11 protein-coding genes and 2 tRNA genes are annotated in these 12,320 nt (G+C 60.6%); 7 read left to right on the top strand and 6 right to left on the bottom strand.

What is annotated here, in order from left to right:
• Positions 1-107: 107 nt before the first annotated feature.
• Together HWQ56_RS21855 and HWQ56_RS21850 are read right to left on the bottom strand one after the other, a co-directional pair.
• A tRNA-Met gene (locus HWQ56_RS21855) sits at positions 108-184 on the bottom strand.
• 199 nt (positions 185-383) lie between these two features.
• Positions 384-460: transfer RNA gene (locus tag HWQ56_RS21850), tRNA-Met, on the bottom strand.
• 261 nt (positions 461-721) lie between these two features.
• Here HWQ56_RS21850 and dinB point away from each other — a divergent pair.
• The gene (gene dinB, locus HWQ56_RS21845) at positions 722-1,786 is read left to right on the top strand and encodes a DNA polymerase IV (RefSeq protein WP_158156964.1); all 1,065 of its coding nucleotides are present in this window, start codon (positions 722-724) and stop codon (positions 1,784-1,786) included.
• A 67-nt stretch (positions 1,787-1,853) separates the two neighbouring features.
• On the opposite strand, the gene HWQ56_RS21840 is transcribed toward dinB, so the two are convergent.
• The 3 genes from HWQ56_RS21840 to HWQ56_RS21830 form a co-directional block, all read right to left on the bottom strand.
• Positions 1,854-2,804: a hypothetical protein gene (locus tag HWQ56_RS21840; RefSeq protein ID WP_158156966.1), complete on the bottom strand. Its 951-nt coding sequence runs from the start codon at positions 2,802-2,804 to the stop codon at positions 1,854-1,856.
• Between the two features lie 16 nt (positions 2,805-2,820).
• Positions 2,821-4,536 carry a proline--tRNA ligase gene (locus tag HWQ56_RS21835; RefSeq protein WP_158156968.1) on the bottom strand — a complete coding sequence of 572 codons (1,716 nt, stop codon included), beginning with the start codon at positions 4,534-4,536 and terminating at the stop codon, positions 2,821-2,823.
• A 156-nt stretch (positions 4,537-4,692) separates the two neighbouring features.
• Positions 4,693-6,048, bottom strand: coding sequence for an OprD family porin (locus HWQ56_RS21830; protein WP_158156970.1), 1,356 nt, complete (start codon positions 6,046-6,048; stop codon positions 4,693-4,695).
• Between the two features lie 911 nt (positions 6,049-6,959).
• Here HWQ56_RS21830 and HWQ56_RS21825 point away from each other — a divergent pair.
• The gene (locus HWQ56_RS21825; RefSeq protein WP_176571763.1) at positions 6,960-7,397 is read left to right on the top strand and encodes an HIT domain-containing protein; all 438 of its coding nucleotides are present in this window, start codon (positions 6,960-6,962) and stop codon (positions 7,395-7,397) included.
• Positions 7,387-7,593 carry a SlyX family protein gene (locus HWQ56_RS21820; RefSeq protein WP_158156974.1) on the top strand — a complete coding sequence of 69 codons (207 nt, stop codon included), beginning with the start codon at positions 7,387-7,389 and terminating at the stop codon, positions 7,591-7,593. The genes HWQ56_RS21825 and HWQ56_RS21820 overlap by 11 nt, the downstream gene beginning before the upstream one ends.
• 60 nt (positions 7,594-7,653) lie before the next feature.
• Here HWQ56_RS21820 and HWQ56_RS29300 read toward each other — a convergent pair whose 3' ends face one another.
• On the bottom strand, positions 7,654-8,256 hold the full coding sequence (locus HWQ56_RS29300; protein ID WP_158156976.1) for a cold-shock protein: 603 nt from the start codon (positions 8,254-8,256) through the stop codon (positions 7,654-7,656).
• Between the two features lie 524 nt (positions 8,257-8,780).
• Here HWQ56_RS29300 and HWQ56_RS21810 point away from each other — a divergent pair.
• From HWQ56_RS21810 to HWQ56_RS21795, 4 genes are all read left to right on the top strand, one after another.
• Positions 8,781-9,101 (top strand): ribbon-helix-helix domain-containing protein, encoded by a 321-nt coding sequence (locus HWQ56_RS21810; RefSeq protein WP_233270900.1) that lies wholly within the window; start codon positions 8,781-8,783, stop codon positions 9,099-9,101.
• Positions 9,102-9,228: 127 nt separating this feature from the next.
• Positions 9,229-9,450, top strand: coding sequence for an FmdB family zinc ribbon protein (locus HWQ56_RS21805; protein ID WP_158156980.1), 222 nt, complete (start codon positions 9,229-9,231; stop codon positions 9,448-9,450).
• Positions 9,451-9,544: 94 nt separating this feature from the next.
• Positions 9,545-11,320 (top strand): aspartate--tRNA ligase, encoded by a 1,776-nt coding sequence (gene aspS / locus HWQ56_RS21800; RefSeq protein WP_158156982.1) that lies wholly within the window; start codon positions 9,545-9,547, stop codon positions 11,318-11,320.
• Positions 11,321-11,505: 185 nt separating this feature from the next.
• Complete coding sequence (locus tag HWQ56_RS21795; protein ID WP_158156984.1) at positions 11,506-12,252, top strand: YebC/PmpR family DNA-binding transcriptional regulator; 747 nt, start codon at positions 11,506-11,508, stop codon at positions 12,250-12,252.
• Positions 12,253-12,320: the final 68 nt, after the last annotated feature.

Genomic DNA, 12,320 nt, shown 5'->3' with positions numbered 1-12,320 from the left:
TCCACCTGGCCACGCAAGGGTGGACCACGATACGGCAGCTTTGTGCCCGAATTATTTCTGCGGCCAAACGAAAAAAGGCCACTCTTGCGAGTGGCCTCTTTCGTATATGGTTGCGGGAGCCGGATTTGAACCGACGACCTTCGGGTTATGAGCCCGACGAGCTACCAGACTGCTCCATCCCGCGTCTGTGTGGGGCGGATTCTACAGCAGATGCTGAGTGTGTCAACACTTGTTTTCTTGCTGTGGCGACTTGTCGCAGGTGCGGCAAGTGTTTGAAGCCGTTGAACATTTTCATTTCGGCCAGGGCGGCCTGGGCGGAAGCGCCAAGGTGATACAGGCAGAAACAAAAAAGGCCAATCTTTCGATTGGCCTTTTTTGATGTTTGGTTGCGGGAGCCGGATTTGAACCGACGACCTTCGGGTTATGAGCCCGACGAGCTACCAGACTGCTCCATCCCGCGTCTGTGGGGTTGATTCTACCGAATTCCCGCAGGCTGTCAAACGTTAATTTCAAGAAAAGTCTTGCCGTTCAAGCGGTTAGCGAGCGTGAAAAGGGCTGCGAGGCAGGCGGGCCGTGGGTTTCAGCCCTATCGACCACTGCTCGGCGATTGAGAAAATAAATGTGTGGCGTGCGCCAAGCCTGCCATCCTCGCCAGTCGGGTGCGATACTAGCGAGGAGCTTGTACGAATCGCCTCTTTATATAGACAGAAACCGCAGGGTCATGACGCAGCGCAAAATCATCCACATCGACTGTGACTGCTTCTATGCCGCCATCGAAATGCGTGACGACCCCAGTCTCGCCGGTAAGCCGTTGGCAGTGGGCGGCTCCGCAGAGCGTCGTGGCGTGATTGCCACGTGCAATTACGAAGCGCGTGCCTACGGCGTGCGCTCAGCCATGTCGTCGCGCCATGCCTTGAAGCTGTGCCCGGACCTGACCATCGTCAAGCCTCGGATGGACGCTTATAAAGAAGCGTCACGGGAGATTCACAACATCTTCCGTGAATACACCGACCTGATCGAACCGTTGTCATTGGACGAAGCCTATCTGGACGTCTCCGAGTGCCCGCATTTTTCCGGCAGCGCCACGCGCATTGCCGAAGACATTCGGCGCAAGGTGTCGCGGCGTTTGCACATTACGGTGTCGGCGGGGGTAGCGCCTAACAAGTTCCTGGCCAAGATCGCCAGCGACTGGCGCAAGCCCAATGGCTTGTTCGTGGTCACGCCGCCTCAGGTAGAGGCATTTGTCGCGGCGTTGCCGGTCAGCAAACTGCACGGGGTAGGCAAGGTCACCGCCGACAAGTTGGGACGCCTGGGCATCGGCACCTGCCTGGAATTACGGGACTGGAGCAAGCTGGCGCTGGTGCGGGAATTCGGTAGTTTCGGCGAACGGCTGTGGAGCCTGGCGCGCGGCATTGACGAGCGGGCGGTGCACAACGACAGCCGCCGCCAGTCCATCAGTGTGGAAAACACCTACGACACCGATTTGCCGGACATCGCTGCCTGCCTGGCTAAACTGCCTGAGCTGATGGAGACCCTCGCCAGCCGGATGGCCCGCATCGATAGCAGCTACCGGCCGGGCAAGCCGTTCGTAAAGGTCAAGTTCCACGACTTCAGCCAGACCACCCTGGAGCAGGCCGGGGCGGGGCGGGATCTGGACAGCTACAAACAGCTGCTGAGCCAGGCCGTGGCTCGGGGTGGCAAGCCGGTTCGGCTGTTGGGGATAGGCGTGCGCTTGCAGGATCTGCGCGGTGCACATGAGCAGCTGGAGCTGTTCAGTACAACGTAGCCCGGCGTCACGCAGCGCCTTTTTGGAAGCTTCGGTCGGGCCTTCAGCGAAGGCGCCCAACCTTCGGTCACATACCCGGGTCAGCCACTAGCCGCCCAGCGTCGCGGGTCAGCGAGCGCAGGAATTGCTGTTGCAGTTCCGGGTCGTTGCGGGTCAGCTCGATCAGGCTTTGCTCCAGCTCGCTGGCTTCTTCCTCCATGCCCAGGTCCGACAAGCGCTTGACCCGGTGCACCCACTGGCTCACGTCCTCACCTTCGAGGTCGTCGTAGATCAAGGCCCGCGCTTGCGCCAGCTTTCCGCGCAGGTCGCTGCTCACCCCCAGGGTGGCATCGGCCCGAACGTTGTCGTCGGCATCCTCCACGCTGATCTTCAGCTGGTTGACGTTCTTCAGGTCCTGGTCGGCAAACGGGCTGTCCAGCAAGTTGACCTTGAGCACGCCATTCCTGTCGGTGGTCAGCTCGTAAGTCTGCTTCCCGGACTGGACTTCCACAGGCTGTTCGCTCCAGGGCAGGCTCGTGGTTTCCACGCGCTTGTCTTTCTGCGCCTGGTCCACGCCCGCAAGGTTCTGCTGGGCGCGGCCGTTGGATTGCACATTCATGAAGGGGTTGAGGCCGGCGAAGCCGTAACTGATCCAGTCCTTGGTGACGCTGTCGGGCAGCTGCCCGAACATGAACACATTCAGCACATTGGCGCCGACGCCGGCCACCACCGCCACCGCGCCCAGCGGAATCTCGTAGACCTCCCGCCAGGGTTGATAGGGCGTGAAACGGTCGTAACGGCGGGTAACCTCGAACTCGGTGACCTCGAAGGTCTTCTGTTCGTGGATGCGTACCCGCCGCTGAGGCAGCTCCAGGGAAGCCGGAGTGCCCGCGTCGATTTGCAGGCTGTGGTCGAGCAGCTTGCGCTCGACCCGCTCGTCATGCTCGCTGCGCTGGGACATGTGGTTGGCGCAACCACCCAGCAACAGGGCGCCGCATAGCACGGTGCCCTTCAGTTTTACGCTACTTCGCTTGGCCATGGTTTCTCGCGTCTGATCAGCGACGCACGCGTGCCTGGATGAACGACAGCACGTCGGCGACGGCGATGGCCTGGGCCTCGCCTTCGGTACGGCTCTTGTATTCCAGGTTGCCTTCGGCCAGGCCACGGTCGCTGACCACGATGCGGTGCGGAATACCGATTAGTTCCATGTCGGCGAACTTGATGCCCGGGCTGGTCTTCTTGTCGCGGTCGTCCAGCAACACTTCATAACCGGCGGCGGTCAATTCGGCATAGAGCTTGTCAGTGGCCTCGCGCACTTGCTCGGTTTCGTAGCGCAGCGGTACCAGGGCGATCTGGAAGGGCGCCAGGGTGTCATTCCAGATAATGCCGCCAGCGTCGTTGTTCTGCTCGATGGCCGCGGCTACCACGCGGGACACGCCAATGCCGTAGCAGCCCATGGTCAGTGTCACCGGCTTGCCGTTCTCGCCCAGCACCTGGCACTTCATCGCTTCGCTGTACTTGGTGCCCAGTTGGAAGATGTGGCCCACTTCGATACCGCGCTTGATCACCAGGGTGCCTTGGCCGTCGGGGCTCGGGTCGCCCTCGACCACGTTGCGCAAGTCGGCGACTTCCGGTACCGGCAGGTCGCGCTCCCAGTTCACGCCGAAATAGTGCTTGTCGTCGATGTTCGCGCCCACGCCGAAGTCGCTCATCATTTCCACCGAGCGGTCGATGATGCAAGGCAGCGGCAGGTTCAGCGGGCCCAGGGAACCGGCACCGGCGCCGATGGCGTCGCGCAGCTCGGCGTCGCTGGCCATGACCAGCGGGCTGGCCACCAGCGGGTGGTTGCTGGCCTTGATTTCGTTCAGTTCGTGGTCACCGCGGATCACCAGGGCGATCAGCTTGCCTTCTTCGGCCGCGTGAACGATCAGGGTCTTGACGGTTTTTTCGATGGCCAGGCCGAAGTTTTCCACCAGCTCGGCGATGGTCTTGGCGTTCGGCGTGTCCACCAGGCGCAGTTCCTCGGTGGCGGCGCCACGGGTTTTCTCGCGCGCGATGGCCTCGGCCTTCTCGATGTTGGCGGCGTAGTCGGAGGTGTCGCTGAAAACGATGTCGTCTTCACCGGACTCGGCCAGCACATGGAACTCGTGGGAACCAGCGCCGCCGATCGAGCCGTTGTCGGCTTCCACCGGGCGGAACTTCAGGCCCAGGCGGGTGAACACGTTGCAGTACGCCTGGTGCATGCGGTCGTAGGTCTGCTGCAGCGAGGCCTGGTCGGCGTGGAAGGAGTAGGCGTCCTTCATGATGAATTCGCGACCACGCATCAGGCCGAAGCGTGGGCGGATCTCATCACGGAATTTGGTCTGGATCTGGTACAGGTTGATGGGCAGCTGTTTGTAGCTGTTCAACTCATTGCGGGCCAGGTCCGTGATCACTTCTTCATGGGTAGGCCCCGCGCAGAAGTCGCGGTTGTGGCGGTCTTTCAGGCGCAGCAACTCAGGGCCGTACTGTTCCCAGCGGCCGGATTCCTGCCACAGCTCGGCAGGCTGGATGCCAGGCATCAGCACTTCCAGGGCGCCGGCGGCGTTCATTTCCTCGCGCACGATGTTTTCCACCTTGCGCATCACGCGCAGGCCCATCGGCAGCCAGGTGTACAGGCCCGAGGCAAGCTTGCGGATCATGCCGGCGCGCAGCATCAGCTGATGGCTGATGACGACCGCGTCGTTGGGGACTTCTTTCTGAGTGGCGAGCAAATATTGACTGGTGCGCATGATAGGCCGTGTCTGTTGCTGAATTTTATAGAGGCTGGGCATTGTACGGTGCACGCCTTGCGACGTACAGGGCATGTGGGCCAGGGCCTTGTCCCTGAAATGAAGAAGCCCGGCACGGGCCGGGCTTCTTTATATACCGCTGAGCAGACCCTGGGGTTACAGGATCGACAGTGGGTAGTCGACGATCAGGCGGAACTCGTCGATGTTGCCTTCGGCCTGGTCGGCGTTGCCACGGTGCCACGCTTGGCGAATACGGAAGGACAGGTCTTTGGCTGGGCCTTCCTGTACCACGTACTTGGCTTCGACGTTGGTTTCGTGGTGCTTGCCGTCGGCGCCGTAGCCGTAGGCGGCGTACGGGCTATCAGCGGCCATTTTGGTGCCGTCGATGTCGTCACCGTGGATGTAACGGGCCATGAAGCTCAGGCCAGGTACGCCGAAGGTGGCCATGTTCAGGTCGTAACGCGCCTGGAACGATTTCTCGCCTGGGCCGTTGAAGTCAGAGTACTGAACGGAGTTGGCGAGGAAGATCGAGTCGCCACCGCTGTTCTTGTCACCAAACCCGATGTAGTCGAACGGGGTGTCGCCGTTGACTTTCTGGAAGCCCAGGGTAACGGTGTGCGCCGACAGGAACGAGTAGGCGGCGGACAGCGAGAACGTGTTGTTGTCGATGGTGCCGGCGTTCGCGCTGCCCGTGTCGGTGGTGCGGTAGTAGTTGAAGTCGAATGTCACTGCCTGGGTATCGGTCAGCGGCAATACGTAGTTCAGGTTGGTGTAGTACTGGTTCCAGATATCTTCCAGCTTCGCGCCATACAGCGAGGCGGTGAAGTTATCGTTGATCGCGTACTTGCCACCGGCGTAATCAGCGGATTTCGCGGCAACACCGGCGTAGGTGGCCCACAGTTCGCCGTCACGGTTGGTGGTGTTCGGGCTGGTGCCCGAATAGAAGTGGCCGCCTTCCAGATCCAGGCCTTTGATCTCGCTGCTCATCAGGGAGAAACCGCTGGTGGTCTGCGGCGTCAGGCGCGAACCGCCTGCGGCGAATACGGGGGCGGTGGACGGCTGCTGGTCACCAATCTTCAGCATGGTCTTGGACACGCGGAATTTGATCGCGGCGCCGACTTTGCCGTAGCTGTCATGGTTCTTGCCCGGGACGGTGTCGCCGTCGGCATCGACGAACGTATCGTAGGTCAGGTTGCCGGAACCCGAGTGGCCTGCGCCACCATCCAGTTTCAGGCCCAGGTAGCCAAAGGCATCAAAACCGACACCGATGGTGCCTTGGGTAAAGCCTGAGGTGAACACGCCCTGAATCCCCTGGGACCAGTCTTTGTCATCCACCGCGCCGCCGGTTTTGTTACGGTTGAAGTAGTAGTTGCGAAGCAGCAGGTTCAGGGTGCTGTCTTCGACAAAGCCCTTGGAGTCCGCTTGATCGCTAACGAATGCTGCGGCGCTGGCCAGCTGCGTGCTAGCCGCGGTAACTGCCAGTGCGATTGCGCTCCACTTAATCACTTTCATCGTGATTTGCTCCTTTGGTTTTTAGGAAGAGTACTGCCGTCCCACCTGAATTATTATCTGGGCGGCTCTTTCTTTTTGTGTCGGCGCAACTTATATCACGCTGACGCTTTAGGGCGATACTTCTCAGCTCAATCTTGCAGTTTCTTTACGTGCCCGTCGCAAAAACTTCCATCCCTGTCGCAAACCACAGCTTGGGTGCAACAAGCTGCACAACTACAGCGCTGTTTTCAAGGGCATGGCATAGATAAAAAAGTTCTAGCCTCCTGCCTGACGAAACACCTCGGGCGTCCGTGCAGCTGCTGTTATATGTCGTGAGTCACCCCATCCCGGGGCGCCTGCTGACTTGGATGGGTACGAATGCAACAAGCGTGCTCAAACGTGCCAGGCCATGACAAAGTTTTCACTTTTTTTTCCTGAGGGCGGCCGCGGCTAATGAAAATGGGGGTGGGCCAGGGAACTTGACGTTGCGAAAATGATCGTGTGGCTCGCTGGCGCTGTGCTGGAACGTTACCGATGGCAGGGGCAGGTGGGAACTTGGCGGATGAATGGCGCACTGGCATTACTCACTCTGGGCCGTTTTGGTGCGAAAAGTAGCGGTTGCCCCTCGCAGCCTAGTCGAGCGTCGAACATTGGCAAACCTGAGTGAAGCCGTGGGGAATCCGCCCGTCGAACGGTGCACTCCGCCCGCGCTCAAGCGACCGCGCCAGGGGTGGGAAGAGGACGAGGCGATCGGCTGTTTTTGGTGCGGCGCGCTCCATCCTGGTGCGTCGCGATGCCCCGTACCACATCGTTGTGGGACACAGTGCAGCGGTAGTCCGTGAAGCGCCGACCAATCGCGGGTATCCTGTATGTGCATGCAGCCTCCTGGCTGGTCGTGCTAAAAAAATTTTCACCTTGCCGGAGATCTCGCGGTGTTTTCTTTAGATTCGCGCCTGCACCAGGACACTCACGTCATTGGCGACTTTCCCCTGAGCCGGCTGCTGCTGAGCAATGATGCCAATTATCCCTGGTTTATTCTGGTGCCTCGCCGGGAGGCTATCAGCGAGCTGTTTCAGCTCAATGACACCGACCAGTTTCAGTTGTGGCAGGAAACCACGTTTCTGGCGCAAGTTCTGAAAGAGGTGTATGCCGCCGATAAGATGAACGTGGCGACCCTGGGCAATGTGGTTGCCCAGTTGCACATGCATGTAATAGTACGGCGCACCGATGACGCTGCCTGGCCAGCGCCGGTATGGGGAAAAGTTGCTGCCAAACCTTATGACGTGGAACAACTGGCCAAGGTCCGCGCACAACTGGGTGAAGTACTGACGAGTGATTTCGTGTTTCTGGAGGCTGACCATGACGCTTGAAGCCCGCGTCATGGAGCTGGAAAGTCGCCTGGCTTTCCAGGATGACACCCTCCAGACCCTCAATGACGAACTGGTGCAGCAGCAGCGCCAGGTCGAGCGCCTGCAGTTGCAGATGGCAGCCTTGCTCAAGCGCCAGGAGGAAATGGTCGGGCAGTTTGGCCTGAGCGAGCAGGAAGCACCGCCCCCTCATTATTGACGTTTGGGGCAATAAAAAACCCGCGTTCTGCTGCTGAACGCGGGTTTTTTTCAGGGCGGATCAGCGTCGCGGAGAAGCGGCGATCACGTCCTCGGCCTGCAGGCCCTTGTCACGGTTCATGACCGAGAATTCCACGCGTTGGCCCTCGACCAGTACGCGATGGCCTTCACCGCGAATGGCCCGGAAATGCACGAAGATATCGTCGCCGGAGTCGCGGGAGATAAAGCCAAAGCCCTTCGAGGTGTTGAACCACTTCACGGTGCCCGTATCGCGGTTGCTCATGTCGTACGAAGGCGCCGCGGCGGCGGGGCTGGTGGTATAGAAGCTGATCGCCAGGTGCAGCAGCACGGCCACCAGGGCGCAGGCCAGGCTTGGCAGGATAGCGGCGAAACCGGCGATGTTGCCCAAAGGTGCCAGCAAGGTGACGGTTTGCAGCACCACGGCCAGAACCAGCAGGACGCTGACCAGGTTTTGCAGTTGATGACGTGGTCCTTTGTTCCAGTAGGGAATCACTGGGGCAAGGATCAGGTTGAGCAGGCCGAAGAATGCCAGGTAAATGGCATCGGGTTGTTGCAGGTAGGGTACCGCTTCGGCCCGCAGGCTCGGTATGACTGACAGCAGCAAGGCTGCGGCGCCCGTCAGGAGGTGGACAATTTTCAACATTTTATTTAACTCACGTTCAGACGGATCACGAGGAAGAGCTGGCGCGCCACGGTGCGCATCGGGACAAAATGAGACGCAGTTCACGGGGCAGGCACAGCCTGCACGGGCACACGTAATAAAGGTGTGTACAGCGCAGGGCTTCTATTTAACAGCAAAGCGTGGGCCTACTCAAATCAGCGGCCCGGACGGTCACGGTGCCCCTGCGAAACAAACGTTTGCGCTAGTCATTGCGGCTGTAGGCGGTCGTATTAAAGGGTAGGGGGGGCATTACCCGGGCAGGTGCATCGTTACGCTGCCAATAGCGCCGCCCACGCCCGGCGGTGCGCGGTTGGAGCAGCATGGCCGGGTTACCCCGGTAAACTTATACAGGGTCATGGTGATGAGTTCCTACACAGGGAAGTGTCGGTTCCGCTAGTTGTGGGTATTTAGTTAGGGCTTCATAGGCTCAGGGAAATGATGAACTACAGGTGTTCTTTTCACGTGCACTTTTACACAAGGATGTGGTGCTGATCATGACTAGAGAAATGACTCGAAGTGTTCGTCTGCCGTCGGCGGCGGGCAAGATTTGCGACGACCCATTCGTCGCCGATTTCAACATGGGGCTGGCGCAGCCGCTCTCTCGCTCGGTGCGGCTCAATGGCTTCGCCACCTGCTTGCGGCTGGAACAGGTGTACTGGAAAATTCTCGACCGCATTGCCTCGGCCAACGGCTGCTCGGTCAATGCCATACTGTCCCACGTGGATCGCGAGGTGCACCTGCGCCACGGCGGGGTCAAGAACTTCAGCGGGCTGATTCGCGTGGTCTGCGTGGTGCACCTGCTGCAGCGCGAAGGCACCGCCCATTGAGCGAGGGCACGGGTGGCGCGACATTCGGGGTGTCGCCACGGCTGCAAGTCGCGCGGTATAAGGATATAATCCCGCGCTTTGCCGCGTGGCGCGGCCGTGCCGTGTACTTGTTTGCCGAGACATTCCCATGCCCATGTACGACTATCAATGTGCTTCCTGTGGTCACCAGATGGAAGTCATCCAGAAAATCAGTGCGTCGCCCCTGACCGACTGCCCGGCCTGCGAGGCCCCCGAGCTGAAGAAGATGCTTTCCATGCCTGGCTTCCGTCTGAGCGGCACCGGCTGGTACGAGACCGACTTCAAGACCGGCAGCAAAAAGAATCTGGCGGGCGGCGACAAGGCCGATTGAGTTGAACTGCACCCGCAGGGTCTTGCACTATTAGCCCAGCCAGGGCTAGCAAGCCTTTTTCCGAATACCGAATACGAGAAGCGAAACCACCATCATGATGCGCAGCCATTATTGCGGCCAACTGAACGAGACCCTGGACGGTCAGGAAATCACCCTTTGCGGCTGGGTCCACCGCCGTCGCGACCATGGCGGGGTGATTTTCCTCGATATCCGTGATCGTGAAGGTCTGGCCCAGGTGGTCTTCGACCCGGATCGCGCCGATACCTTCGCCGCCGCCGACCGCGTGCGCAGCGAATACGTGGTCAAGGTCACCGGCAAGGTGCGCCTGCGCCCTGCCGGCGCCGTCAACCCGAACATGGCTTCCGGCCAGATCGAAGTGCTGGGTTACGAGCTGGAAGTGCTGAACGAAGCGGAAACCCCACCGTTCCCGCTGAACGAATTCTCCGATGTCGGTGAAGAAACCCGCCTGCGCTATCGCTTCATCGACCTGCGCCGCCCGGAAATGGCCGAGAAGCTGCGTCTGCGCTCGCGCATGACCACCAGCATCCGTCGCTTCCTGGACGAAAACGGCTTCCTGGACGTCGAAACGCCGATCCTGACCCGTGCCACCCCCGAGGGGGCGCGCGACTACCTGGTGCCGAGCCGCACCCACGCCGGCAGCTTCTTCGCCCTGCCGCAGTCGCCGCAACTGTTCAAGCAGCTGCTGATGGTGGCCGGTTTCGACCGCTACTACCAGATCGCCAAGTGCTTCCGCGACGAAGACCTGCGTGCCGACCGTCAGCCTGAGTTCACTCAGATCGACATCGAGACCAGCTTCCTCAACGAGGAAGACATCATGGGCCTGACCGAAGGCATGATCCGCAACCTGTTCAAGGAAGTGCTGGACCTGGAATTCGGCGAGTTCCCGCACATGACCTTCGAAGAAGCCATGCGCCGCTACGGTTCCGACAAGCCGGACCTGCGTAACCCACTGGAACTGGTCGACGTTGCCGACCAGCTCAAGGACGTGGAATTCAAGGTGTTCAGCGGCCCGGCCAACGACCCGAAATGCCGCGTTGCCGCCCTGCGCGTGCCCGGCGGTGCCAGCATGCCGCGCAGCAAGATCGACGACTACACCAAGTTCGTCGGCATCTACGGTGCCAAGGGCCTGGCATACATCAAGGTCAACGAACGCGCCAAGGGCGTCGAAGGCCTGCAGTCGCCTATCGTCAAGAACATCCCGGAAGCCGCGCTCAACACTATCCTGGACCGCGTGGGCGCCGTTGATGGCGACATCGTGTTCTTCGGTGCCGACAAGGCCAAGATCGTCAGCGAGGCCCTGGGCGCGCTGCGTCTGAAGGTGGGCAACGACTTCAACCTGCACACCTGCGAGTGGGCTCCGATGTGGGTCGTCGACTTCCCGATGTTCGAGGAGAACGAAGACGGCAGCTTCACCGCGCTGCACCACCCGTTCACCGCGCCGAAGTGCTCGCCCGAAGAGCTGGAGGCCAACCCGGCCACCGCCCTGTCGCGCGCCTACGACATGGTGTTGAACGGCACCGAGCTGGGTGGCGGTTCGATCCGTATCCACCGCAAGGAGATGCAACAGGCGGTGTTCCGTCTGCTGGGCATCAACGAAGCGGAACAGGAAGAGAAGTTCGGCTTCCTGCTCGACGCCCTGAAATACGGCGCGCCGCCCCACGGTGGCCTGGCCTTCGGCCTCGACCGCCTGGTGATGTTGATGACCGGCGCCCAGTCGATCCGCGAAGTGATCGCCTTCCCGAAAACCCAGAGCGCCGCCTGTGTCATGACCCAGGCCCCAGGCCTGGTGGACGCCAAGGCACTGCGCGAGCTGCACATTCGCCTGCGCGAACAGCCCAAGGCTGAGTAAGAGCTGAACCAGAGCGCATCTTCGGATGCGCTTTTCACATGGCAGACAGGTTTATTTCCCTGGGGAACGCTGTTTTTGTGGGAGCTGGCTTGCCAGCGAGGTGTTGGAGACTTGAACAGCTCGCCGGCAAGCCCGCTCCCACAGAAACATCTGCAATTGTTTTACAGAAGAATTACGGAGTTGTTATGGCTGGCCATTCCAAGTGGGCGAACATCAAGCACCGCAAAGAGCGTCAGGATGCCAAGAGAGGCAAGATCTTCACCAAGTGGATTCGCGAACTGACCGTCGCTGCCCGCCAGGGCGGTGGTGACCCGGGTTCCAACCCGCGCCTGCGCCTGGCCCTGGACAAGGCCCTGGGCGCTAACATGAGCCGCGACATCATCGACCGCGCGGTGGCCCGTGGTACGGGCGCGGCCGCCACCGATGACATGGTCGAGCTCACCTACGAAGGCTACGGCCCGGGCGGCGTGGCGGTGATGGTCGAGTGCATGACCGACAACCGCAACCGCACCGCTGCGGCCGTGCGCCACGCGTTCAGCAAGTCCGGTGGCAACCTGGGCACCGACGGTTCGGTGGCCTACCTGTTCGAGCGCAAGGGGCAGATTTCCTTTGCCGCCGGCACTGACGAAGACGCGCTGATGGAAGCGGCCATGGAGGCCGACGCCGATGATGTCACCACCCATGAAGACGGCTCCCTGGACGTGTTCACTTCGTTCGCCAGCTTCTATGCGGTGCGCAATGCCCTGGAAGCGTCGGGCTTCAAGTCCACCGACGCGGAAATCGTCATGGTGCCCAGCACCAGCGCCGAACTGGATCTGGAAGGCGCCGAGAAAGTCATCCGCCTGATCGATATGCTCGAAGACCTGGACGACGTGCAGAACGTCTATTCCAACGCGCAGATCCCGGATGAAGTGATGGAAAAGCTCGGCTGATCCCGCGCCACGTTCTACTCTTGAGGCCGGAGCAGCAGAATCGCGCCAATGGGCGCGGCTTTGCCGCT

Origin of the sequence: Pseudomonas eucalypticola, from assembly GCF_013374995.1 — a bacterium.
In the GTDB taxonomy this organism is placed as follows: domain Bacteria; phylum Pseudomonadota; class Gammaproteobacteria; order Pseudomonadales; family Pseudomonadaceae; genus Aquipseudomonas; species Aquipseudomonas eucalypticola.
The sequence above is the reverse complement of the archived record's forward strand: the minus strand, read 5'-3'. Positions and strand labels throughout refer to the sequence as shown.